The following is a 23,430-nucleotide window of genomic DNA, read 5'->3' on the forward strand; positions in this document are numbered from 1 at the left end:
ATCAGACCTTCTTCACGGTCGCCTTCTTGATCTCCACGGCCAGCTTCGGCGCACCGTCGCCCGCGCCGCCCTCGACACCCGCGGCGCCGACCTTCTCCACAGCCTTCAGGGAGGCCTTGTCGAGCTTGCCGAACGGGGTGTAGGTGGGGGGCAGCTTCGTGTCCTTGTAGACCAGGAAGAACTGGCTGCCGCCGGTGCCCGGCTGGCCGGTGTTGGCCATCGCCACTGTCCCCGCGGGGAACGTCACCGCGCCGTCGGCACCCGCCTTGCCGAGCGCCGTGAGGTTCTCGTCCGGGATGTTGTAGCCGGGGCCGCCCGTGCCGTCGCCCTTCGGGTCACCGCACTGCAGGACGAAGATGCCCTGCGTGGTGAGCCGGTGGCACTTGGTCCCGTCGAAGTAGCCCTTGTCGGCGAGCGCCTTGAAGGAGTTCGCCGTCTGCGGGGTCTTCGCCGCGTCCATGGTGAACGCTATGTCGCCCTGGCTCGTACCGAGCGACATCGTGTACGACGCCTTCTTGTCGATCGTCATCGGCGGCGCGGGAGCCTTGCTCTCGCTCTCCGAGGGCGTCGGCTCCGGGCTCTGGCTCGCGGCCGCGTCGTTCTTCTTGCCGTCCTTGCCGTCGTCCTTGCCCGCCACGACGAACGCGCTCACGCCCACGACGGCGACCACGGCCACCGACGCTGCGACGATCGCCGTGATGCGCCTCGTCCTGAGACGGGCTTCCTCGCGGCGCTTCTGCTGGCGCTCGAACTTTTCCCGGGCGAGCTGCCGCCGCCGCTGTTCGCTGCTGGACACCGGTTGGGCTCCTTGTTACGTCGTGAGATCAGGGCTGGGCTGCCCGTACCGTATATGGGTTACCTGTGTCATGAGGAGCGCCGGTAGGCTCTGATCTGCTGCATCCTCCGCTGCGGCCGCATCCTCCGGACGAACATTAAGGACGATCGTGCTCATTGCCGGGTTCCCCGCCGGGGCCTGGGGGACCAATTGCTACCTGGTCGCCCCCGCCGCCGGTGAGGAGTGCGTGATCATCGACCCGGGCCACCAGGCCGCCCAGGGCGTCGAGGAAGCGCTGAAGAAGCATCGGCTCAAGCCCGTCGCCGTCGTGCTCACCCACGGCCACATCGACCATGTCGCCTCGGTCGTCCCCGTCTGCGGCGCCCATGATGTCCCCGCCTGGATCCACCCCGAGGACCGCTACATGATGAGCGACCCGGAGAAGGCCCTGGGCCGCTCCATCGGGATGCCGCTCATGGGCGAGCTGACCGTGGGGGAGCCGGACGACGTCAAGGAGCTGACCGACGGCGCGAAGCTGACCCTGGCCGGCCTGGAGTTCGGCGTCTCGCACGCGCCCGGCCATACCAAGGGGTCGGTGACGTTCGGGATGCCCGAGGCCGCGGACATTCCGCCGGTCCTCTTCTCGGGTGACCTGCTCTTCGCCGGCTCCGTCGGACGCACCGACCTGCCCGGCGGCGACCACGCCGAGCTCCTGGAGTCGCTGGCCCGCGTGTGCCTGCCGCTCGACGACTCGACCGTGGTGCTGTCCGGCCACGGCCCCCAGACGACCATCGGCCGCGAGCGCGCCTCCAACCCGTTCATGAACGGTCTGGACGCGTCGCCGCGCCGAGGACTGTAGAAGACGAGAGACGTATCCACGTGAGCACCTTTCAGGCCCCCAAGGGCACGTACGACCTGACCCCGCCGGACTCCGCGAAGTTCCTGGCGGTGCGCGAGGCCATCTCCGCGCCCCTGCGCGACTCCGGCTACGGCTACATCGAGACGCCCGGCTTCGAGGACGTCGAGCTCTTCGCGCGCGGTGTCGGTGAGTCCACCGACATCGTCACCAAGGAGATGTACACCCTCACCACCAAGGGTGGCGCCGAGCTGGCGCTGCGCCCCGAGGGCACCGCGTCCGTCCTGCGCGCGGCCCTGGAGGCCAACCTCCACAAGGCGGGCAACCTCCCCGTCAAGCTCTGGTACTCCGGCTCGTACTACCGCTACGAGCGCCCGCAGAAGGGCCGCTACCGCCACTTCTCGCAGGTCGGCGCCGAGGCCATCGGCACCGAGGACCCGGTCCTGGACGCCGAACTGATCATCCTGGCCGACCAGGCGTACCGCTCGCTCGGCCTGCGCCAGTTCCGCATCCTGCTGAACTCGCTGGGCGACAAGGAGTGCCGTCCCGTCTACCGCGAGGCGCTCCAGACCTTCCTGCGCGACCTCGACCTCGACGAGGAGACCCGCCGCCGCATCGAGATCAACCCGCTGCGCGTCCTGGACGACAAGCGGCCCGACGTACAGAAGCAGCTCACCGACGCCCCCAAGCTCCGCGACTACCTCTGCGACGCCTGCAAGGCGTACCACGAGGAGGTCCGCGCGCTGCTGACGGCGGCCGGAGTGGTGTACGAGGACGACGAGAAGCTCGTCCGCGGCCTCGACTACTACACCCGCACCACCTTCGAGTTCGTCCACGACGGCCTGGGCTCCCAGTCCGCGGTGGGCGGCGGCGGCCGCTACGACGGCCTGTCCGAGATGATCGGCGGCCCCGCGCTGCCGTCGGTCGGCTGGGCCCTCGGCGTGGACCGCACGGTCCTCGCACTGGAGGCGGAGGGCGTCGAGCTCGACATCCCCGCCACCACCAGCGTGTACGCGGTCCCGCTCGGCGAGGAGGCCCGCCGGGCCCTCTTCGCCGTCGTCACCGAACTGCGCCGCGCAGGCATCGCCGCCGACTTCGCGTTCGGCGGCCGCGGCCTGAAGGGCGCGATGAAGAGCGCCAACCGCTCGGGCGCCCGCTTCACCCTGGTCGCGGGCGAACGCGATCTGGCCGAGGGCGTCGTCCAGCTCAAGGACATGGAGTCCGGCGAGCAGAGCGCGGTGCCGCTGGCCGAGGTCGTGGCGGAGCTGACGACGCGGCTCGGCTGAGACGCAGCGGAACAGGGCGCGGGCGGGAAGGGCTCCATACCCTCCCGCCCGCGCCGTTTCGCGTGGCAGGGCCTCAGATCAGCCCCTGACGCATCGCCCCCGTCACCGCCGCCGTCCGGTCGTTCACGCCCAGCTTCCCGAACGCCCGCAGCAGATGCGTCTTCACCGTCGACTCCCCGATGAACAGCCGCCGCCCGATCTCCGCGTTGGTGCACCCCTCCGCCACCAGCCGCAGCACCTGCGTCTCCCGCTCCGAGAGCCGGGGCAGCTCCGGCACCGACCGCAACCGGTCCACCAGCCGGGCCGCCACCGAAGGGGCGAGCACCGTCTCCCCACGGGCCGCCGCCCGCACCGCGGCCGCCAGCTCCGCCCGTCCCAGGTCCTTGAGCAGATAACCGGACGCCCCGGCCTCCACGGCCCGCAGGATGTCGCTGTCGCTCTCGTACGTGGTGAGCACGACCACCCGGCACGGCAGCCCCGCCGCCCGGATCCGCCGGATGGACTCCACGCCCCCGCCGCCCGGCATCCGCAGGTCCATCAGCACAATGTCCGGCAGCAGCTCGGCACAGAGCGCCTCGGCCCGCGGACCGCTCGACGCCTCGCCGACGACCTCGAGACCGGGGTCGGCGTCGAGCATCCCGCGCAGCCCCTCCCGTACGACGGGGTGGTCGTCGGCCAGCAGGACACGGATCATCGGGGGCTCCTCGGAGGTTCGCCGGACAGCGGATTCAGGGGGAGGCGTACGGTCACCGACGTGCCCGAGCCGGGAGCGCTGCGGACGGACGCCACTCCGCCCGCCTCCTCGGCCCTGGCCCGCAGCCCGGCGAGGCCGTAGCCCTCGTGCGGTGCCCCGGGATCAAAGCCCTGGCCCTCGTCCCGTACGGACAGGGTCAGGGCATCGGGGGCGTACTCCAGCAGGACAGCCACCGCCACGGCGTTCCCCGCGTGCTTACGGGTGTTGGCGAGGGCCTCCTGACAGGCGCGCAGGGCCACCACCTCGTGCGCGGTGGGCAACGGCCGGGCGGTGCCGGACACCCGCAGCCGGACCGGGGCGCCGGTCTGCGCGGTATGGCGCCCGGTCAGCCGGCGCAGGGCGTCGGCCAGCGAGGCGCCGGCCAGATCGGCGGGGGAGCCGTCGGCGACCAGCGACCGGGCCTCGGCGAGGTTCTCCCGGGCGGTCCGCGCCATCAGCGCCACATGGCGGCGGGCCCGCGGCGGATCGTGGTCCAGCTCCGATTCGACGGCCTGGGCGAGCATCAGCAGGCTGGTGAACCCCTGCGCGAGCGTGTCGTGGATCTCCCGCGACATCCGCTCCCGCTCCGCCAGCGCACCGTGGGCCGCCGAGAGCCGGGCGATCTCCTCCCGGCCCGCCTCCAGTTCGGCGATCAGCGCGGCCCTCTCCCTGCTCTGGTCGATGATCCGGATCGTCCAGCGGCCCAGGAACGCGGCGAAGGCGAAGGTCGCCGCCGCCAGCAGGAGACGGAACCCCGCCTCGCCGGCCGGTGGCCGCCACACCAGCACCCATCCCGCGTACGGCACCGCGCCCAGGACGCCCAGCACCCGCAGCGCGGTGCCCAGCCGCAGCAGGGTGAAGCACTGCGGGGCGAGCGCGAAGGTCACCAGCTGCGTCTCACCGACCAGCACCGCCGCGGGCAGGAAGAGCAGGACGGCACCGAGGACATAGCGCCGGCCCGGCGTGCCGGCCGCCGTGTCGTCGCGCAGCGCCGGACGCCCCGCCCACAGGTACCAGGGCAGCGTCAGCCCGACGAGCGCGGCCGCCACGACCCGCAGCCGCCAGGACGGCTCGGCCGCGCCGAGCACGAGGACGACCGTGACCGCCCAGACCACGGCGAAGTACCCGTCCCAGGGGCGCAACGGCCGGGCCCAGGCATCGGACCGGCGGGCCTCACGGGCGACCGATGCGCCCACCGTCAACCCGGCGGGTGCGGATTCATCCTCACGCACATCCACCACGTGTTCCGTCATGGACCCGAGCATCCCGCGGTGGACGGGATTCCCCACCCCCCGGGCGTACACCTTTATGTCCATCGAACGGCTGACCCGTCCGGGGGTGCGGCACAATGACCGTGCCCGGCTGACCACTCAGTGATGGAACGGCGATATGACGACTGCAGCGGTAGACCACCACCCCTCGTCCGACCAGGACGAGGGCGGCGGCAAGCGCACCTTCGGGGCCGGACGGGGTCTCGCCCTGCTCCTGGTGATCACCGGCGCGGCCGGACTGCTGGCCTCCTGGGTCATCACGATCGACAAGTTCAAGCTGCTGGAGGACCCCTCCTTCACGCCCGGCTGCAGCCTCAACCCGGTCGTGGCGTGCGGCAACATCATGAAGAGCGAGCAGGCCTCGGCGTTCGGGTTCCCCAACCCGATGCTCGGCCTGGTCACGTACGGCATGGTCATCGCCATCGGGATCGGCCTGCTCGCCGGCGCCCGGTACCGCAGCTGGTTCTGGCTCGGCCTCAACGCGGGCACCCTGTTCGGCGTCGGTTTCTGCACCTGGCTCCAGTACCAGTCGCTCTACAACATCAACTCGCTCTGCCTGTGGTGCTGCCTGGCCTGGGTCGCCACCATCGTCATGTTCTGCTACGTGACCACGCACAACGTCAAGCACCGCATCCTTCCCGCGCCCGCGTGGCTGCGGAACGGCCTGACCGAGTTCCCCTGGGTGCTTCCGGTGCTGTGGATCGGCGTCATCGGGATGCTGATCCTGACGCGCTGGTGGGACTTCTGGACCAGCTGACCGGCGCCCGCCGCCCGGGGCTCTGTCAGTGGGGTCGCATAGGCTTCATGACGTGGAGCCCGACCTCTTTACCGCAGCCGCAGAAGACCGCCAGGAGAAGGACCCGTCCAGCAGCCCCCTCGCTGTCCGGATGCGTCCGCGCATCCTCGACGAGGTCGTCGGCCAGCAGCATCTGCTGAAGCCGGGCTCGCCGCTGCGCCGGCTCGTCGAGGGGAGCGGCGGTCCGGCCGGTGCGTCGTCGGTGATCCTGTGGGGCCCGCCCGGCACCGGGAAGACGACCCTGGCGTACGTGGTCAGCAAGGCCACCAACAAGCGCTTCGTCGAGCTCTCCGCGATCACCGCCGGGGTCAAGGAGGTCCGGGCCGTCATCGAGAGCGCGCGCCGCGCCACCGGTGGGTACGGCAAGGAGACCGTCCTCTTCCTGGACGAGATCCACCGCTTCTCCAAGGCCCAGCAGGACTCCCTGCTCCCCGCCGTGGAGAACCGCTGGGTGACCCTGATCGCCGCCACCACGGAGAATCCGTACTTCTCGATCATCTCCCCGCTGCTGTCGCGGTCCCTGCTGCTCACCCTGGAATCGCTGACCGACGACGACCTGCGTGATCTGCTGCGCCGGGCGCTGACCGACGAGCGCGGGCTCGGCGGTGCCCTCACCCTGCCCGAGGACGCGGAGGCGCATCTGCTGCGCATCGCGGGCGGAGACGCGCGCCGGGCGCTCACGGCCCTGGAGGCGGCGGCCGGTGCGGCGCTCGCCACGCACGAGGCGGAGATCACCCTGGAGACGGTCGAGGCCACCGTCGACCGGGCCGCCGTGAAGTACGACCGGGACGGCGACCAGCACTACGACGTGGCCAGCGCGCTCATCAAGTCGATCCGCGGCTCCGACGTGGACGCCGCCCTGCACTATCTGGCCCGGATGATCGAGGCGGGGGAGGACCCCCGGTTCATCGCCCGGCGGCTGATGATCTCCGCCAGCGAGGACATCGGCCTCGCCGACCCCACCGCACTGCCGACGGCGGTGGCGGCCGCCCAGGCCGTCGCGATGATCGGCTTCCCGGAGGCGGCGCTCACCCTCAGCCACGCCACGATCGCCCTCGCGCTCGCGCCCAAGTCCAACGCGGCGACGCTCGCGATCTCCGCCGCGCAGGAGGACGTGCGCAAGGGGCTCGCCGGGCCCGTCCCGGCCCATCTGCGTGACGGCCACTACAAGGGCGCGGCCAAGCTCGGCCATGCCCAGGGCTATGTCTATCCGCACGACGTCCAGGGCGGTATCGCCGCCCAGCAGTACGCGCCGGACGCGGTCCGCGACCGGCAGTACTACACCCCCACCCGGCACGGCGCCGAGGCGAGGTACGCGGACGTGGTCGAGCGGGTCCGCGAGCGCCTGGGGCGTACGGGCGGCGGCGCGGACCCGTCCTGAACAGCCGGGCGACGGGAGCCGGCCCCCGGTATCAGGACGCGGCCGCCTCGAAGAGGGTGTGCATCGCCCGCCGCAGCCCGGTGACGTCCCGCACGGGCTCGGGGAACTCGAAGCGGGCGTCGAAGCACGACCCCTTGTCCTCCACGAACCGGACCCGCAGCCCGAAGCGGTCCAGCGCCACGGGCACGGCGGTGGGCCGGTGGGAGGAGCAGGCCCGCGCCGTGCGCTCGCCCAGCAGCCCGCACAGGGTGCGCATCTGGTCGTCGTGGGCGGAGTGCAGGTGCTGGAGCAGCTCCGCCTCGTGGCCGGCCAGCGGATCGGGGGCGGCGTCCCGGAAGTCCTCCGCCTCGATGTCCTCGGCGCCCCAGAGGTCGTCCACGTACGCCTCTCCGAACTCCAGCCGCAGCATCATGCGGCCCGGTTCCGCGATACCGGGTACGGAGGTGAGCCAGCCGGAGATCCAGGCCCGGCCGCGGATGCGGTGCGGTACGGAGACCGGGGCGACGTCCGTGATCTCCAGCACGGCGGTCAGCTCGTCGCCCTGCGCGTGCGTCGCGGCCCGTACGGCCGGGGAGTCCGCGGGGAATTCGAGGAACAGGTCGCCCTCGGGCCCCACGCTCCTGCTGTCCGGGACCAGGGGCTCCGCACGGGCCAGATCGAGCCCCGGTACGACGAGCAGCGCGGAGCAGGTACTCTGTACGAGAGTTCGTGTGCGCTCGGCTGCTGACGGCATCCGAGTGTTTTCAAGCCCGCTGGGACGCGGCTGACCACGATCAGATCGGCCTTCCGTCGTAGCAGCACCTTCTGATGTGCTGCCGCTGTCTGTGCTGTCCGTGACGTGAGTGGTGTTCCCAGGGCGAGACATGCGATCTCCTTGAGTAAGGTAAGCCTAACCTAACCTACAACGGAGGTCTGGAGAACGTGCCTAACCAGTCGCGTCCCAAGGTCAAGAAGTCGCGTGCCCTCGGCATCGCTCTGACGCCCAAGGCTGTCAAGTACTTCGAAGCTCGTCCGTACCCGCCGGGCGAGCACGGCCGTGGCCGCAAGCAGAACTCGGACTACAAGGTCCGTCTGCTGGAGAAGCAGCGCCTGCGTGCGCAGTACGACATCAGCGAGCGCCAGATGGCGCGCGCCTACGACCGCGCCAAGAAGGCCGAAGGCAAGACGGGCGAGGCGCTGGTCGTCGAGCTCGAGCGCCGCCTCGACGCCCTGGTCCTGCGTTCGGGCATCGCCCGCACCATCTACCAGGCCCGTCAGATGGTCGTCCACGGCCACATCGAGGTCAACGGTGGCAAGGTCGACAAGCCGTCCTTCCGCGTGCGCCCCGACGACGTCGTCCAGGTCCGCGAGCGCAGCCGCACCAAGGTCCCCTTCCAGGTGGCCCGCGAGGGTGGCTACGACACCGACGGTGAGACCCCGCGCTACCTCCAGGTGAACCTGAAGGCCCTGGCCTTCCGCCTGGACCGGGACCCGAACCGCAAGGAGATCCCGGTGATCTGCGACGAGCAGCTCGTCGTCGAGTACTACGCCCGCTGATCCAGGCGTAGCCGCTCTCACCAGCGCTCCGGCCCGCCCCTCCCTGTCATCCGGGAGGCGGCGGGCCTTCGCGTTCCCCCGGCAGCAGGACCCCCGTCCGTCCCGGGCGTGTCGCGGTGCACCCGAGCCCCGCCACCGCCCCCGCCCAGCGCCCGCTCGACCGCGCCCGCCCGGTCCAGCCGCTTCCCGGCCCGCAGCCCCGCCTCGTACGCCGTGTCCCCCAGCTCCCGCCGCACCTGCTCCTCGCACTCCACCCGCGGCCGCCCGAAATACACCGAGCCGAACAGCGGCAGCCCCACCGAGGGCCAGATCCGCTCCGCCGCCCCCTGGAGCACCGCGGCCTCCCGGGCGTCCCCCTCCACCGCCGTCACCAGCGCCAGCAGCTCCAGCGAGAGCGCCGTGGACAGCAGGTCGTCGAAGGTCCGGCCGATCGACAGGCACTCCCCGAGCATCTGCCGCGCCTGCTCAGGCCGCCCCCGCCGCAACGCCGCGTACGCCAGGACGTAAAGGGCGTACGCCAGCGCCCACCGCTCACCGTGGTCCTCGCAGACTTCCCGGACCTCCTCGCAGATGGCCGCCGCCGCATCCAGATCGCCCAGGAACGCCACCGCCATCGCCAGTTCGACCTGCGCCATCACCACATTGCTGTTCAGCTCGCCGATCTCCCGATAGCGGCCGAGCGCCTCGCGCAGCAGCTCCTCGGCGCGCGGCGGGTCGTCCGTGACGATCGCCAGACAGCCGGTGCGGTGCACCGCGTACGCCATTGCCGTGGCGTCCCCGGCCCGCTCGGCCTCCTCCCGGCACTCCTGGAGCGCCGAGACCGCCGCGACCGCGTCGCCCTGGAGCACCGCCACATACCCCAGCACCCAGAGCACCTTGAGCCGCGAGGCGTCGTACGGGGTCGGCTCCTCCAGTACGTGCTCCAGCCAGTACCGGCCCTCCGACAGCCGCCCGCACCCCGCCCAGTAGAACCACAGGGAGCCCGCCAGGTGCTGCGCCAGATGCACCTCGTCGGGGCTCTCCATGGAGCACTCCATCGCCCGGCGGAGGTTGGGCAGTTCACTGTCGATCCGGGCCGCCACCTCCGCCTGGCGCGCGGAGAACCAGTCCAGTTCGCACCAGGTCGCGAGCCCCAGGAACCAGTCCCGGTGGCGGCGCCGCATCCGCCGGGTGTCCCCGGTCGCCGCCAGCCACTCGGCGCCGTACTCGCGGACCGACTCCAGCAGCCGGTAGCGGGTCCCGACCGCGCTGTCCTCGCGCTCCACCACCGACTGGGCCAGCAGCTCCTCCAGCACATCGAGCACCGAGTCCGCCGCCAGGCCGTCGCCGCCGCAGATGTACTCGGCGGCCTCCAGGTCGAACTGCCCGGCAAAGACCGAGAGCCGCGCCCACAGCAGCCGCTGCGCGGGCGTGCACAGCTCATGGCTCCAGCCGATCGCCGTACGCAGCGCCCGGTGGCGGGGCGGAGCGCCGCGACTGCCGCCCGTCAGCAGCCGGAACCGGTCGTCCAGGCGCAGCAGCACCTGGTCGACCGAGAGCGCGCGCAGCCGCCCGGCGGCCAGTTCGAGCGCCAGCGGAATCCCGTCGAGGCGGTGACAGAGCTCCCGGGCCGCCGCCCGGTCCCCGGCCGTCGGCTCCCGGTCCGGCCGCACCGAGCGGGCCCGCCCCCAGAAGAGCTCCACGGCGTCCTCGTCGCACATCGGGGCGAGGGTGAACGTCACTTCACCGTCCACCAGGAGAGGGCGGCGCCCCGCCGCGAGCACCTGGAGCCCCGGCGCCCGGCGCAGCAACTCCCGTACCAGGTCGGCGCAGCCGTCGACGAGGTGCTCGAAACCGTCCAGCACCAGCAGCGCCCGGCGGTCACGGAGGTGCTCGACGAGGGCGGTGCGCGGCGGCCGGCCGGTGTGATCGGTCAGCCCCAGCGCCTCGGCCACGGCGTGTTCCAGCAGGCCGGGATCGTGGACGGGGGACAGCTCGGCGAGCCAGACCCCGTCGCAGTACCGTTTCTCCATCAGTGCGGCGACCCTGCTGACACACCGGGTCTTGCCCACACCCGCCACTCCGACGACGGTGACGAGCCGGGACTCCTCCAGCAGCCCGCCCAGCGCGGCCAGTTCGTCCGCACGGCCGATGAACCGGTTCAGCTCGGCCGGGACGTTGCCGGTGGAAGGGGTGGGGCGCGGGTCCGGATCGTCCGGGTTCGGGCAGGGGTGCTGCAGGCGTCGCATGAAACACGCAGAGTACTGTCACGGATGCTCTCCGTACAATCTCGTTGTCGAACTCCGGGCCCGCCCCCGGAGAATGCCGCAGGGCCCGCCGGGAATGCGGTAGGGGAGGCGATGTACGGCGCGATAGGCTCGTGGGACGACGATCGGGCGCGCGGGCAGGAGCCGGCCGCACCGACGGAGAGCAAGCCCCCGAGGGGGCCGACCGACGAGCAGAGAGCGGTGCACAGTGTCCGGTGGAGAGGTGGCCGGGATTCTCGTGGCCGTCTTCTGGGCGATCCTGGTCTCGTTCCTCGCCGTGGTGCTGGTGAGGCTCGCCCAGACGCTCAGGGCGACCACCAAGCTGGTGGCGGACGTGACCGAACAGGCCGTTCCGCTGCTGGCCGACGCCTCGGCGACGGTACGGTCCGCGCAGACCCAGCTGGACAAGGTGGACGCCATCGCGAGCGACGTCCAGGAGGTCACCTCCAACGCCTCCGCGCTCTCCTCCACCGTCGCCTCCACCTTCGGCGGACCGCTCGTCAAGGTCGCCGCGTTCGGCTACGGCGTACGGCAGGCCCTCGGCCGCCGCACCGCCCCCGAGCCCGAACCGGAACCGGCGCGCGGCCGCTCCTCCCGCCGTACGGTGATCGTCGGCCGGACCGTACCTTCGGCGCGCGGACGCAAGCGCGAACGCCGAAACGCCCGCGGACAGAAGGACTGATCCAGCGATGTTCCGCCGCACGTTCTGGTTCACCGCCGGCGCAGCCGCCGGTGTCTGGGCCACCACCAAGGTCAACCGCAAGATCAAGCAGCTGACGCCCGAGAGCCTCGCCGCGCAGGCCGCGGACAAGGCGATCGAGACCGGCCACAAGCTCAAGGACTTCGCCCTCGACGTCCGCGACAACATGGTCCGGCGCGAAGCCGAACTGGGCGGCGCCCTGGGCCTGGAGGCACCGGTCGACCCCGACCTCCCCGTCCAGCGGCACTACGCCGTCGAGGCGGGCGGGCCCGCCGCGCACCCGAACACGTACCGCAAGCTCCCCTACAACTCGAACAACCGGAATGAGGACCACTAATGGAGTCGGCTGAAATCCGCCGCCGCTGGCTGAGCTTCTTCGAGGAGCGCGGTCACACCGTCGTGCCTTCGGCGTCGCTCATCGCGGACGACCCGACTCTGCTGCTGGTCCCCGCGGGCATGGTCCCCTTCAAGCCGTACTTCCTCGGCGAGGTCAAGCCGCCCGCCCCGCGCGTCACCAGCGTGCAGAAGTGCGTGCGTACGCCGGACATCGAAGAGGTCGGCAAGACCACCCGGCACGGCACCTTCTTCCAGATGTGCGGCAACTTCTCCTTCGGGGACTACTTCAAGGAAGGCGCCATCCAGTACGCCTGGGAGGCCCTGACCAACTCCGTCGAGGACGGCGGCTTCGGCCTGGAGCCCGAGAAGCTCTGGATCACCGTCTACCTCGACGACGACGAGGCCGAGCAGATCTGGCGCGACAAGATCGGTGTCCCCGCCGAGCGCATCCAGCGCCTCGGCAAGAAGGACAACTTCTGGTCCATGGGCGTCCCCGGACCCTGTGGCCCGTGTTCGGAGATCAACTACGACCGCGGCCCCGAGTTCGGCGTCGAGGGCGGCCCGGCCGTCAACGACGAGCGCTACGTGGAGATCTGGAACCTGGTCTTCATGCAGTACGAGCGCGGTGCCGGTGACGGCAAGGAGGACTTCCCGATCCTTGGGGACCTGCCGTCGCAGAACATCGACACCGGTCTCGGCCTCGAACGCCTCGCCATGATCCTTCAGGGCGTACAGAACATGTACGAGACCGACACCCTGCGCGTCGTCATGGACAAGGCCACCGAGCTGACCGGCGTCCGCTACGGCGCCGAAAAGGGCACGGACGTCTCGCTCCGCGTCGTCGCCGACCACATCCGTACGTCGGTGATGCTCATCGGCGACGGCGTCACCCCCGGCAACGAGGGCCGCGGCTATGTGCTGCGCCGCATCATGCGCCGCGCCATCCGCAACATGCGCCTGATGGGCGCCACCGGCTCGGTCGTCAAGGACCTGGTCGACGTCGTGATCGACACGATGGGGCTCCAGTACCCCGAGCTGATCACCGACCGCAAGCGCATCGAGACGGTCGCGCTCGCCGAGGAGGCCGCCTTCCTCAAGGCCCTCAAGGGCGGCACCAACATCCTGGAGACCGCCGTCACCGAGACCAAGGCCGCCGGCGGCCAGGTCCTCGCCGGTGACAAGGCGTTCCTGCTCCACGACACCTGGGGCTTCCCGATCGACCTGACCCTGGAGATGGCCGCAGAGCAGGGGCTCTCCGTGGACGAGGACGGCTTCCGCCGCCTCATGCAGGAGCAGCGCGACAAGGCCAAGGCCGACGCCCGCGCCAAGAAGACCGGTCACGCCGACCTGTCCGCCTACCGCGAGGTCGCCGACAACTCCGGCGCCACCGAGTTCACCGGCTACACCTCCACCGCCGGCGAGTCCACCATCGTCGGCCTGCTGGTCGACGGTGTGCCCTCGCCCGCCGCCACCGAGGGCGACGAGGTCGAGGTCGTCCTCGACCGCACCCCCTTCTACGCCGAGGGCGGCGGCCAGCTCGCCGACACCGGCCGCATCCGGCTCGACACCGGTGCCGTGATCGAGATCCGTGACGTCCAGAAGCCGGTCCCCGGCGTCCACGTCCACAAGGGTGTCGTGCAGGTCGGCGAGGTGACGGTCGGGGCCCCGGTCTTCGCCTCCATCGACAACACCCGCCGCCGGGCCATCGCCCGCGCCCACAGCGCCACCCACCTCACCCACCAGGCGCTGCGTGACGCGCTCGGCCCGACGGCCGCCCAGGCCGGTTCGGAGAACTCCCCGGGCCGCTTCCGCTTCGACTTCGGTTCGCCCGCCGCCGTCCCCGGCACGGTCCTCACCGACGTCGAGCAGAAGATCAACGAGGTCCTCTCGCGCGAACTCGACGTCCAGGCCGAGGTCATGTCGATCGACGAGGCCAAGAAGCAGGGCGCCATCGCCGAGTTCGGCGAGAAGTACGGCGAGCGGGTCCGGGTCGTCACCATCGGCGACTTCTCCAAGGAGCTGTGCGGCGGCACCCACGTCCACAACACCGCCCAGCTCGGCCTGGTCAAGCTGCTCGGCGAGTCCTCCATCGGCTCCGGAGTGCGCCGTATCGAGGCCCTCGTCGGCGTGGACGCGTACAACTTCCTCGCCCGGGAGCACACGGTCGTCGCCCAGCTCCAGGAGCTGGTCAAGGGCCGCCCCGAGGAGCTCCCGGAGAAGATCGCGGGCATGCTCGGCAAGCTGAAGGACGCCGAGAAGGAGATCGAGAAGTTCCGCGCGGAGAAGGTCCTCCAGGCCGCCGCCGGACTCGTCGAGTCCGCCAAGGACGTCCGGGGTACCGCCCTGGTCACCGGCCAGGTCCCCGACGGCACCTCCGCCGACGACCTGCGCAAGCTGGTCCTCGACGTCCGCGGCCGTATCCAGGGCGGCCGCCCGGCCGTCGTGGCCCTGTTCACCACGGCCAACGGCCGCCCCCTCACGGTCATCGCCACCAACGAGGCCGCCCGCGAGCGGGGTCTCAAGGCCGGTGACCTCGTCCGTACGGCCGCCAAGACGCTCGGCGGCGGTGGCGGCGGCAAGCCGGACGTCGCCCAGGGCGGCGGTACGAACCCGGCCGCCATCGGCGACGCCGTCGCCGCTGTCGAACGCCTCGTCACCGAGACGGCGTGACGGGCGGCATGACACAGATGCGCCGCGGACGACGGCTCGCCGTCGACGTCGGGGACGCCCGGATCGGGGTCGCCTCGTGCGACCCCGACGGGATCCTGGCCACGCCGGTGGAGACCGTGCCGGGACGCGATGTCCCGGCCGCCCACCGGCGGCTCCGCCAGATCGTGGAGGAGTACGAGCCGATCGAGGTCATCCTCGGCCTGCCGCGCTCCCTCGGCGGCGGCGAGGGCCCGGCGGCAGCCAAGGTCCGCGAGTTCGCCCAGACGTTCGCCCGTTCGATCGCACCCGTTCCGGTGCGTCTGGTGGACGAGAGGATGACCACAGTGACGGCCACTCAGGGGCTGCGCGCCTCGGGCGTGAAGTCCAAGAAGGGCCGGTCTGTCATCGACCAGGCTGCCGCTGTGGTGATCCTTCAGAACGCTCTGGAGTCCGAACGGGCGTCAGGCAATCCCCCGGGTGAGGGCGTCGAAGTGGTTGTCTGATCGCGATACGGTAACGTTCCGCGCGATGCGTCGGTGGTTCGAACAAACACCGCACAGCGAAGCGAAGAGACGGAACGTCGTCTCGCGGCTCTAGGGGATCGATGACTGAGTATGGCCGGGGCCCCGGCTCCGAACCGTGGCATCCCGAGGACCCCTTGTACGGGGACCAGGGATGGGGAGGCCAGCAGGCCGCCCACGGCCAGAGCCAGTACGGCGACCAGCAGCAGTCCTATCCGCAGGACCCGTACGCCCAGCAGCAGAACCACCAGCAGCATCAGCAGCAGAGCCACCAGCAGTACCCGCAGCAGCAGCCGTACGACCAGAACCAGCAGCACCAGAACCACCAGCAGTACGAGCAGCCGCAGCAGCACCAGCAGTACGGCACGCCCCAGCAGGACCCGTACGGCCAGCAGCCCCCCGCCCAGCCGCAGTACAACGGCGGCTGGGACACCGGGCAGCAGGGCGCCATGCCGTACGGGGCCGAGCCCCAGGACCCGTACGCCCAGCAGCAGTCGGCCTACGGCGAATCGCACGACTACTACGGCACACCCGATGCCTACCCCCCGCCGCAGCCACCGGGCCGCCGCGAGGCCGAGCACCAGCAGCCCGAGCAGCAGCAGAAGCCGTCGACGGACTGGGATCCGGACGAGCCGCAGGAAGAGACGCATCCTTTCTTCACCGGCTCCGACGAACCCGTCGGCCGCGAGCCCCGCGACGACGACGATGACCCGGACGACGACTCCTCGCGCTCCGCGCGCCGCGACCGCAGCGGCAGCGACCGGCGGGGCGGCAAGGGCAAGAAGAAAAAGAGCCGCAACGGCTGCGCCTGCCTGGTCGTCTCCCTCGTCCTGGTCGGCGGCCTCGGGGGAGTGTCGTACGTCGGCTACACCTACTGGAAGAAGCAGTTCGGCGCCCCGGCGGACTTCGCGGGGGAGGGCACCGAGGAGCAGGTCGAGGTCGAGATCCCCGAGGGGGCGCTCGGCTACGACATCGCGAACATCCTGCGCAAACAGGGTGTCGTCAAGTCCTCCGACGCCTTCGTCGCCGCGCAGAACGGCAACCCCAAGGGCCGGTCGATCCAGGCCGGCGTCTACCTCCTCAAAAAGGAGATGTCGGGGGCCAGTGCGGTCGCGCTGATGCTCGATTCCAAGAGCCAGAACCTCCTGGTGATCCCTGAGGGCACCCGTAACGCCACGGTCTACGAGAAGATCGACCTCCGCCTGGGGCTCGACAAGGGCTCCACGGCGAAGGTCGCCAAGACCAAGGCGGAGTCGCTCGGCCTGCCCGAGTGGGCGGACGACAACCCGGACGTGAAGGATCCGCTGGAGGGCTTCCTGTACCCGGCGGCCTACCCCGTCGCCAAGGGATCGAAGCCCGAGGACGCGCTGAAGCGGATGGTCACCCGGGCCAACAAGGAGTACGACAAGCTCGACCTGGCCACCAGCGCGCAGAAGCTCGGCCTGAAGAGCCCGTGGGAGCTCATCACCGTCGCCAGCCTCGTGCAGGTCGAGGGCAAGTACAAGCACGACTTCGACAAGGTGGCGCGCGTCGTCTACAACCGGCTCAAGCCCGGCAACATGGAGACCGTCGGGCGGCTGGAATTCGACTCCACGGTCAACTACATAAAGGGTCAGAGCACCCTGGACATCGGAGCCGTCGACGATCTCCGGAAGCTCGACGATCCGTACAACACGTACAAGATCATCGGCCTGCCGTCCGGCCCGATCAGCAACCCGGGCGGGGACGCTCTGCACTCGGCCATGAACCCGACGCCGGGTCCCTGGTACTACTTCGTCTCCATCAACGAGGACAAGACCGTCTTCGCGGAGACCAACGAGGAGCACGAGAAGAACCGGCGCGAGTACGAGGAAGGGAAGTCCGGCCAGTGAACGGGCCCCGCCGGGCCGCCGTCCTCGGCTCGCCCATCGCCCACTCCCTCTCCCCGGTCCTGCACCGCGCCGCCTACGCCGAGCTCGGCCTCGACGACTGGTCCTACGACCGGTTCGAGGTCGACGAGGCGGCGCTGCCCGGCTTCGTCGGGGGGCTGGACCGCTCCTGGGCGGGGCTGTCCCTGACCATGCCGCTGAAGCGGGCGATCATCCCGCTGCTGGACGAGATCAGCCCGACCGCCGCCTCGGTGGAGGCCGTCAACACGGTCGTTCTCACCGAGGACGGCCGACGGGTCGGCGACAACACGGACATCCCCGGCATGATCGCCGCCCTGCGCGAGCGCGGGGTCGAGAAGGTCGACTCCGCCGCCGTCCTCGGCGCCGGCGCCACCGCCTCCTCCGCCCTCGCCGCGCTCGCGGTGATCTGCGCCGGACCGGTCACCGCCTACGTACGCAGCCGGGAACGCGGCGACGAGATGCGGGGCTGGGGGCAGCGTCTCGGCGTGGACGTCCGGATCGCCGACTGGGCCGAGGGCGCACGCGCGCTGGAGGCACCGCTCGTCATCGCCACCACCCCGGCCGGTACGACGGACTCCGTGGCCGCCGACGTACCGCAGCGCCCCGGCATCCTCTTCGACGTGCTGTACGAGCCCTGGCCGACGCCCCTCGCCTCGGCCTGGTCGGCGCGCGGCGGCACGGTCGTCGGGGGGCTCGACCTCCTCGTCCACCAGGCGCTGCTCCAGGTCGAGCAGATGACAGGCCGGAGCCCGGTCCCGCTGGCGGCCATGCGGCAGGCAGGGGAAGCCGCGATCGCGGCCCGCTGACACGTTCGACCTGATGAAGAGGCGTCCGGTTGCTGGACCGGCGGCCGGACACCGCGCACAGTCGTGGGAGGATCAAAGGCGGCGGGCCGGGGCCGCGCACCCGGTCGCGCCGTTTGATTTTCAGGCGCGAGCATGAGGGAGCACCGTTGAGCAGGTTGCGCTGGCTGACCGCAGGGGAGTCGCACGGCCCCGCACTGGTGGCGACGCTGGAGGGTCTTCCCGCCGGCGTCCCGGTCACCACGGAGATGGTGGCGGAGGCGCTCGCCCGGCGACGGCTCGGCTACGGCCGCGGTGCGCGGATGAAGTTCGAGCAGGACGAGGTCACCTTCCTCGGCGGCGTACGGCACGGTCTCACCATGGGCTCCCCGGTCGCCGTCATGGTCGGCAACACCGAGTGGCCCAAGTGGGAGCAGGTCATGTCGGCCGACCCGGTCGACCCCGACGAGCTGGCCAAGCTGGCCCGTAACGCCCCGCTGACCCGGCCCCGCCCCGGCCACGCCGACCTGGCGGGGATGCAGAAGTACGGCTTCGACGAGGCCCGGCCAGTCCTGGAGCGCGCCAGCGCCCGGGAGACCGCCGCACGTGTGGCCCTCGGAGCCGTCGCCCGCTCCTACCTCAAGGAGACCGCGGGCATCGAGATCGTCAGCCATGTCGTCGAACTGGCCGCCGCGAAGGCGCCGTACGGCGTCTACCCGGTCCCCGCCGACGTGGACAAGCTGGACGCCGACCCGGTCCGCTGCCTGGACGCGGACGCCTCCAAGGCGATGGTGGCCGAGATCGACCAGGCCCACAAGGACGGCGACACCCTCGGCGGAGTCGTCGAGGTGCTGGCGTACGGCGTGCCCGTCGGGCTCGGCTCGCACGTCCACTGGGACCGCCGCCTCGACGCCCGTCTCGCCGCCGCGCTCATGGGCATCCAGGCCATCAAGGGCGTCGAGGTCGGCGACGGCTTCGAGCTGGCCCGGGTCCCCGGCTCGAAGGCCCACGACGAGATCGTCGCCACCGACGAGGGCATCAGGCGCACCTCCGGCCGCTCCGGCGGCACCGAGGGCGGGCTCACCACCGGCGAGCTGCTGCGGGTCCGCGCCGCGATGAAGCCCATCGCGACCGTGCCGCGCGCCCTGGCCACCGTGGACGTCGTCACCGGCGAGGCCACCAAGGCCCACCACCAGCGCTCCGACGTCTGTGCCGTCCCGGCCGCGGGCATCGTCGCGGAGGCGATGGTCGCCCTGGTCCTGGCCGACGCGGTCGCGGAGAAGTTCGGCGGCGACAGCGTCCCCGAGACCTCCCGCAACGTCCGGTCGTACCTCGACAACCTCCAGATCCGATGAGCGGCCCCCTGGTCGTCCTCGTCGGCCCGATGGGCGTCGGCAAGTCCACCGTCGGCGAGCTCCTCGCCGCCCGGCTCGGCACCACCTACCGGGACACCGACGCGGACGTCGTCGCCGAGGCCGGCAAGCCGATCGCGGAGATCTTCTACGACGAGGGCGAGGAGCACTTCCGCGCCCTGGAGCGCCGGGCCGTCGCCGCGGCCCTCGCCGGGCACGCGGGCGTCCTCTCCCTCGGCGGCGGGGCCGTCCTGGACGGGGCGACCAGGGAGCTGCTGGCGGACCGGCCGGTCGTCTACCTCTCCATGGACGTGGACGAGGCCGTCCGCCGCGTCGGTCTCGGCGCCGCCCGCCCGCTGCTCGCGGTCAACCCGCGCCGGCAGTGGCGCGAGCTGATGGACGCCCGCCGCCACCTCTACGAAGAGGTCGCCCGCACGGTCGTCGCCACCGACGAGAACACCCCCGAAGAGGTCGCCCAGGCGATCATCGACGCACTGGAACTGCCGGAGGGCCAAGCGGCCCCCGGCGTGGAGAACACCGGCATGACACAGCAGGGCCCCACCCGCATCCAGGTCGCAGGCTCCGCGGGCTCCGACCCGTACGAGGTCCTCGTCGGCCACCAGCTCCTCGGCGAGCTGCCCCAGCTGATCGGCGACCGCGCCCGGCGGGTCGCCGTCCTGCACCCCGAGGCGCTCGCCGACACCGGTGAGGCGGTCCGCCAGGACCTCGCCGACCAGGGGTACGAGGCCATCGCGATCCAGCTGCCGAACGCGGAGGAGGCCAAGACCGTCGAGGTCGCCGCCTACTGCTGGAAGGCGCTCGGCCAGACCGGCTTCACCCGCACCGACGTCATCGTCGGCATCGGCGGCGGCGCCACCACGGACGTCGCCGGGTTCGTCGCGGCCAGCTGGCTGCGCGGGGTGCGCTGGATCGCGATCCCCACCACCGTGCTCGGCATGGTCGACGCGGCCGTCGGCGGCAAGACCGGCATCAACACCGCCGAGGGCAAGAACCTCGTCGGTGCCTTCCACCCGCCCGCCGGGGTGCTCTGCGACCTCGCCGCGCTGGACTCGCTGCCGGTCCACGACTACGTCTCCGGCATGGCCGAGATCATCAAGGCCGGCTTCATCGCCGACCCGGTCATCCTCGACCTGGTCGAGGCCGACCCCGAGGGCGCGCGTACACCCGCCGGGCCGCACACCGCCGAGCTGATCGAGCGGTCCATCCGGGTCAAGGCCGAGGTCGTCTCCAGCGACCTCAAGGAGTCCGGGCTCCGCGAGATCCTCAACTACGGCCACACTCTGGCCCACGCCATCGAGAAGAACGAGCGCTACAAGTGGCGCCACGGCGCCGCCGTCTCCATCGGCATGGTCTTCGCCGCCGAGCTGGGCCGGCTCGCCGGACGCCTGGACGACGCCACCGCCGACCGGCACCGCACGGTCCTGGAGTCGGTGGGCCTGCCGCTCGCCTACCGGGCCGACCAGTGGCCCAAGCTGCTGGAGAACATGAAGGTCGACAAGAAGTCCCGCGGCAACCTGCTGCGCTTCATCGTCCTGGACGCCCTCGGCAAGCCCACCGTCCTGGAGGGCCCCGACCCGGCCGTGCTGCTCGCCGCCTACGGGGAGGTCTCCGCGTGACCCGCAGGGTCTTCGTCCTGAACGGCCCCAACCTCGGCCGGCTCGGCTCACGCGAGCCCGACGTCTACGGGGCCACCTCCTACGCCGGACTCGTCGAGACCTGCACCACGCTCGGCAAGGAGCTCGGCTTCGACGTCGACGTGCGCGAGACCAACGACGAGGGCGAACTGATCCGCTGGCTCCACGAGGCGGCGGACGGTTCGATTCCGGTCGTCCTCAACCCGGGCGCCTTCACGCACTACTCGTACGGGATGCGGGACGCGGCGGCCCAGCGCACCGCCCCGCTGATCGAGGTGCACATCTCCAACCCGTACGCCCGCGAGGAGTTCCGGCACACCTCCGTGGTCGCCCCGGTGGCCACCGGCACGGTCGCCGGGTTCGGCATCGGCTCCTACCGGCTCGCCCTGCGGGCCCTGTCCGACGAACTGACGGACTGACACCCGTACCGGCCCGCGCGGCCGGCGGGCACTTCGTACCCTCCCGGGCCGTTCACCCCGAGACGGCCCGGGAAGGTACGGTGGCCGTCCCATCAGCGTCAGTTGCGGTTACGAGACGGAGTGGCACCGGATGCAGCACGCAGTGGGGGCCCCACTGCCGCCGCCCCATGGACCCGGTAACGGGCCTGCGGGCTGGTCGCACCAGGCCCAGCACCCCGGCCACCCCGGTCCGCCGGGCCCGCCCCCGATACCCCCGCCGCCCCCGGCCCCCGGCCAGGCCCCGCCGCCTCCGGTCCAGGGGCACGCCCCGCAGCCTCCGGCCCCCCAGCACGGCTGGAGCGGCACCGGACCCACGCCACCGCCCGCCGGCGGCCAGGCCACCGGGTACGTCCAGCTGCCCCCCGGCGGCCCCGTACCGCTGCCCGCACCCCCCGCCGAGCCCGGCACCGGCAGCGCCACGCTCGCCGTGCTGCTGATCGGCCCGGCTGGCGCGGGCAAGACCACCGTGGCCCGGCTCTGGGCGGCCCGCCGCCGGGTGCCCACCGCCCATGTCTCCCTGGACGACGTCCGCGAATGGGTCTGCTCCGGCTTCGCGGACCCGCAGGCCGGCTGGAACGACCACTCCGAGGCCCAGTACCGGCTGGCCCGCCGCACCTGCGGCTTCGCCGCCCGCAACTTCCTCGCCAACGGCATCTCCTGCATCCTCGACGACGCCGTCTTCCCCGACCGCCCGGTCGTCGGCCTCGGCGGCTGGAAGCGCCATGTGGGCCCGGGGCTGCTGCCCGTCGTGCTGCTGCCCGGCCTGGAGATCGTGCTGGAGCGCAACGCCGCCCGCAGCGGCAACCGCAGGCTCTCCGACGAGGAGGTCGCCCGCATCCACGGCCGGATGGCCGGCTGGTACGGCTCCGGCCTGCCGATCATCGACAACTCGACGTACGACGTGGAGACCACCGCCCGGGTCCTGGACGACGTGCTCGCCCGCTCCATCGCCTCCCCGCCCGCCTGGTAGCCCAGGCCCTCTCCGAGGGAATCGACCGCTTACAGGGTGCCGCGGCCGCATATAAGGGCGCCGCGGCGCCCCTCCCCCCGGTCGGCTGCGCTGGCCGGGCGGGGAGCCGCCCCCGCTCGTACGCTCGGAGCATGTCTGAGGTGCACGCCGTCCGACGCGGGCTGCTCCGCGACCGGTGCGCCGCCGCGGGGTCCGCGGCCGCCCTGGTCTCCCGCCCCGCCAACGTCCGCTATCTCGCGGGCGGAGCGCCTCCCGGCGCCGTGCTGCTGCTCGGCCCCGGCGAGGACGTCCTGCTCTGCCCCCGCGCCCCGACCGGTGAGTCCGGCCACGGGCGGCCCGACGAGGCCCTCCGGGTCGACGTCCTGCCCGTCCCGGACGAGGATCCGGTGGTGGCCGCCGCCGGCCTCGCCGCCGCCTCGGGCGCCGATTCGCTCGCAGTGGAGGAGCACGACCTGACCGTGGCCCGCCACCGTGCCATGGGGAAGGCAGCCCCGCGCCTGCGCCTGGCCGATCTGGGCTTCACCGTGGAGCAGCAGCGGATCGTCAAGGACGAGGAGGAGATCGGCTGTCTGCGGATCGCCGCGGAGATCACCGACCAGGCCCTCGGTGAACTCCTCGAATCGATCCTGGTCGGCCGCACCGAGCGCCATCTGGCGCTGGAACTGGAACGCCGCCTGGTCGACCACGGGGCGGACGGCCCCGCCTTCGCCACCTCCGTGGCCACCGGCCCCAACTCCGGCCAGGGACGCCACCGGCCCTCCGACCGCAGGGTGGAGGAGGGGGATTTCCTCTCCGTCCGCCTGGGCGCGAGCTACCACGGCTACCGGTGCGAGATCGGCCGGACCTTCGTCATCGGCACGGCCCCCGCCCAGTGGCAGATCGAGCTCTACGACCTCGTTTTCGCCGCTCAGAGGGCAGGGAGGGAGGCATTGACGCCGGGCGCCGCCTACCGTGACGTGGACCGTGCGGCCCGGCATCTGCTGGAGTCCGCGGGACACGGCGAGGGCCTCCAGCAGAGGACCGGGCACGGTGTGGGCCTCGAAATCGAGGAGGACCCGCAATTGGCACCGACAGCCATGGGTAAACTGGACGCTTGTGTGCCGGTCACCGTCGAACCGGGGGTCCACCTCCCGGGCCGGGGCGGTGTCCGGATCGATGACACGCTCGTCGTGCGCCCCGAGGCGGACGGCGGACCCGAGCTACTCACCATGACGACCAAGGAGCTGCTCGCGCTCTAG

General features: G+C 71.7%; 21 protein-coding genes. 16 read left to right on the forward strand and 5 right to left on the reverse strand.

All coding sequences use genetic code 11. The features are described 5' to 3' along the window. Position 1 precedes the first annotated feature (1 nt). Positions 2-796, reverse strand: coding sequence for a peptidylprolyl isomerase (locus IE264_RS30360; RefSeq protein ID WP_015607381.1), 795 nt, complete (start codon positions 794-796; stop codon positions 2-4). A gap of 148 nt (positions 797-944) precedes the next feature. On the opposite strand from IE264_RS30360, the gene IE264_RS30365 reads away from it, so the two are divergent. Next, positions 945-1,634, forward strand: coding sequence for an MBL fold metallo-hydrolase (locus tag IE264_RS30365; RefSeq protein ID WP_015607380.1), 690 nt, complete (start codon positions 945-947; stop codon positions 1,632-1,634). 20 nt (positions 1,635-1,654) lie between these two features. Next, positions 1,655-2,917: a histidine--tRNA ligase gene (hisS, locus tag IE264_RS30370; RefSeq protein ID WP_015607379.1), complete on the forward strand. Its 1,263-nt coding sequence runs from the start codon at positions 1,655-1,657 to the stop codon at positions 2,915-2,917. Between the two features lie 73 nt (positions 2,918-2,990). Here hisS and IE264_RS30375 read toward each other — a convergent pair whose 3' ends face one another. Beyond that, positions 2,991-3,611 (reverse strand): response regulator, encoded by a 621-nt coding sequence (locus IE264_RS30375; RefSeq protein ID WP_015607378.1) that lies wholly within the window; start codon positions 3,609-3,611, stop codon positions 2,991-2,993. Next, positions 3,608-4,966, reverse strand: coding sequence for a sensor histidine kinase (locus IE264_RS30380; protein ID WP_078657679.1), 1,359 nt, complete (start codon positions 4,964-4,966; stop codon positions 3,608-3,610). Before IE264_RS30380 ends, IE264_RS30375 begins: the two co-directional genes overlap by 4 nt. Before the next feature lie 73 nt (positions 4,967-5,039). Between IE264_RS30380 and IE264_RS30385 the strand changes: the two genes are divergently transcribed. Together IE264_RS30385 and IE264_RS30390 are read left to right on the forward strand one after the other, a co-directional pair. After that, on the forward strand, positions 5,040-5,678 hold the full coding sequence (locus tag IE264_RS30385; RefSeq protein ID WP_015607376.1) for a vitamin K epoxide reductase family protein: 639 nt from the start codon (positions 5,040-5,042) through the stop codon (positions 5,676-5,678). Positions 5,679-5,730: 52 nt separating this feature from the next. Beyond that, positions 5,731-7,098, forward strand: coding sequence for a replication-associated recombination protein A (locus IE264_RS30390; RefSeq protein ID WP_015607375.1), 1,368 nt, complete (start codon positions 5,731-5,733; stop codon positions 7,096-7,098). A 31-nt stretch (positions 7,099-7,129) separates the two neighbouring features. Here IE264_RS30390 and IE264_RS30395 read toward each other — a convergent pair whose 3' ends face one another. Continuing rightward, the gene (locus tag IE264_RS30395) at positions 7,130-7,831 is read right to left on the reverse strand and encodes a DUF2470 domain-containing protein (RefSeq protein WP_015607374.1); all 702 of its coding nucleotides are present in this window, start codon (positions 7,829-7,831) and stop codon (positions 7,130-7,132) included. Between the two features lie 188 nt (positions 7,832-8,019). On the opposite strand from IE264_RS30395, the gene rpsD reads away from it, so the two are divergent. After that, a complete protein-coding gene (gene rpsD, locus IE264_RS30400) occupies positions 8,020-8,634 on the forward strand; it encodes a 30S ribosomal protein S4 (protein ID WP_015607373.1) in 615 nt (204 codons plus the stop codon). Between the two features lie 17 nt (positions 8,635-8,651). Here the strand turns inward: rpsD and IE264_RS30405 are convergent, their stop codons facing one another. Beyond that, complete coding sequence (locus tag IE264_RS30405; protein WP_032760878.1) at positions 8,652-10,862, reverse strand: ATP-binding protein; 2,211 nt, start codon at positions 10,860-10,862, stop codon at positions 8,652-8,654. Between the two features lie 241 nt (positions 10,863-11,103). On the opposite strand from IE264_RS30405, the gene IE264_RS30410 reads away from it, so the two are divergent. The 11 genes from IE264_RS30410 (at position 11,104) to IE264_RS30460 (ending at position 23,430) form a co-directional block, all read left to right on the forward strand. Continuing rightward, positions 11,104-11,562: a DUF948 domain-containing protein gene (locus IE264_RS30410; RefSeq protein WP_032760875.1), complete on the forward strand. Its 459-nt coding sequence runs from the start codon at positions 11,104-11,106 to the stop codon at positions 11,560-11,562. 7 nt (positions 11,563-11,569) lie between these two features. Continuing rightward, complete coding sequence (locus tag IE264_RS30415; protein WP_032760872.1) at positions 11,570-11,917, forward strand: DUF6167 family protein; 348 nt, start codon at positions 11,570-11,572, stop codon at positions 11,915-11,917. Continuing rightward, on the forward strand, positions 11,917-14,586 hold the full coding sequence (gene alaS, locus IE264_RS30420) for an alanine--tRNA ligase (RefSeq protein WP_015607369.1): 2,670 nt from the start codon (positions 11,917-11,919) through the stop codon (positions 14,584-14,586). Before IE264_RS30415 ends, alaS begins: the two co-directional genes overlap by 1 nt. Before the next feature lie 8 nt (positions 14,587-14,594). Further along, on the forward strand, positions 14,595-15,068 hold the full coding sequence (ruvX, locus tag IE264_RS30425; protein WP_015607368.1) for a Holliday junction resolvase RuvX: 474 nt from the start codon (positions 14,595-14,597) through the stop codon (positions 15,066-15,068). Positions 15,069-15,169: 101 nt separating this feature from the next. Continuing rightward, positions 15,170-16,957 carry an endolytic transglycosylase MltG gene (mltG, locus tag IE264_RS30430; RefSeq protein WP_032760867.1) on the forward strand — a complete coding sequence of 596 codons (1,788 nt, stop codon included), beginning with the start codon at positions 15,170-15,172 and terminating at the stop codon, positions 16,955-16,957. Then, positions 16,954-17,781, forward strand: coding sequence for a shikimate dehydrogenase (locus IE264_RS30435; RefSeq protein ID WP_032760865.1), 828 nt, complete (start codon positions 16,954-16,956; stop codon positions 17,779-17,781). Before mltG ends, IE264_RS30435 begins: the two co-directional genes overlap by 4 nt. A 146-nt stretch (positions 17,782-17,927) precedes the next feature. Beyond that, positions 17,928-19,112 (forward strand): chorismate synthase, encoded by a 1,185-nt coding sequence (aroC, locus tag IE264_RS30440; protein WP_015607365.1) that lies wholly within the window; start codon positions 17,928-17,930, stop codon positions 19,110-19,112. Then, positions 19,109-20,746, forward strand: coding sequence for a 3-dehydroquinate synthase (gene aroB, locus IE264_RS30445; RefSeq protein ID WP_015607364.1), 1,638 nt, complete (start codon positions 19,109-19,111; stop codon positions 20,744-20,746). Before aroC ends, aroB begins: the two co-directional genes overlap by 4 nt. Then, positions 20,743-21,183, forward strand: coding sequence for a type II 3-dehydroquinate dehydratase (gene aroQ / locus IE264_RS30450; protein WP_015607363.1), 441 nt, complete (start codon positions 20,743-20,745; stop codon positions 21,181-21,183). The genes aroB and aroQ overlap by 4 nt, the downstream gene beginning before the upstream one ends. 130 nt (positions 21,184-21,313) lie before the next feature. After that, positions 21,314-22,192 (forward strand): Pro-rich N-terminal domain-containing protein, encoded by an 879-nt coding sequence (locus IE264_RS30455; protein WP_015607362.1) that lies wholly within the window; start codon positions 21,314-21,316, stop codon positions 22,190-22,192. 131 nt (positions 22,193-22,323) lie between these two features. Next, positions 22,324-23,430, forward strand: coding sequence for a M24 family metallopeptidase (locus IE264_RS30460; protein WP_032760864.1), 1,107 nt, complete (start codon positions 22,324-22,326; stop codon positions 23,428-23,430).

The sequence above is a fragment of the Streptomyces microflavus genome, assembly GCF_014650075.1.
Lineage (GTDB): Bacteria > Actinomycetota > Actinomycetes > Streptomycetales > Streptomycetaceae > Streptomyces > Streptomyces microflavus.

Coding starts and splice junctions, on each gene's coding strand:
- IE264_RS30375 (WP_015607378.1), bottom strand. CDS start 3,611: ATGATCCGTGTCCTGCTGGCCGACGACCACCCCGTCGTACGGGAGGGG.
- IE264_RS30380 (WP_078657679.1), bottom strand. CDS start 4,966: ATGGACATAAAGGTGTACGCCCGGGGGGTGGGGAATCCCGTCCACCGC.
- IE264_RS30385 (WP_015607376.1), top strand. CDS start 5,040: ATGACGACTGCAGCGGTAGACCACCACCCCTCGTCCGACCAGGACGAG.
- IE264_RS30395 (WP_015607374.1), bottom strand. CDS start 7,831: ATGCCGTCAGCAGCCGAGCGCACACGAACTCTCGTACAGAGTACCTGC.
- IE264_RS30405 (WP_032760878.1), bottom strand. CDS start 10,862: ATGCGACGCCTGCAGCACCCCTGCCCGAACCCGGACGATCCGGACCCG.
- IE264_RS30415 (WP_032760872.1), top strand. CDS start 11,570: ATGTTCCGCCGCACGTTCTGGTTCACCGCCGGCGCAGCCGCCGGTGTC.
- alaS (WP_015607369.1), top strand. CDS start 11,917: ATGGAGTCGGCTGAAATCCGCCGCCGCTGGCTGAGCTTCTTCGAGGAG.
- ruvX (WP_015607368.1), top strand. CDS start 14,595: ATGACACAGATGCGCCGCGGACGACGGCTCGCCGTCGACGTCGGGGAC.
- mltG (WP_032760867.1), top strand. CDS start 15,170: ATGACTGAGTATGGCCGGGGCCCCGGCTCCGAACCGTGGCATCCCGAG.
- aroB (WP_015607364.1), top strand. CDS start 19,109: ATGAGCGGCCCCCTGGTCGTCCTCGTCGGCCCGATGGGCGTCGGCAAG.
- IE264_RS30455 (WP_015607362.1), top strand. CDS start 21,314: ATGCAGCACGCAGTGGGGGCCCCACTGCCGCCGCCCCATGGACCCGGT.
- IE264_RS30460 (WP_032760864.1), top strand. CDS start 22,324: ATGTCTGAGGTGCACGCCGTCCGACGCGGGCTGCTCCGCGACCGGTGC.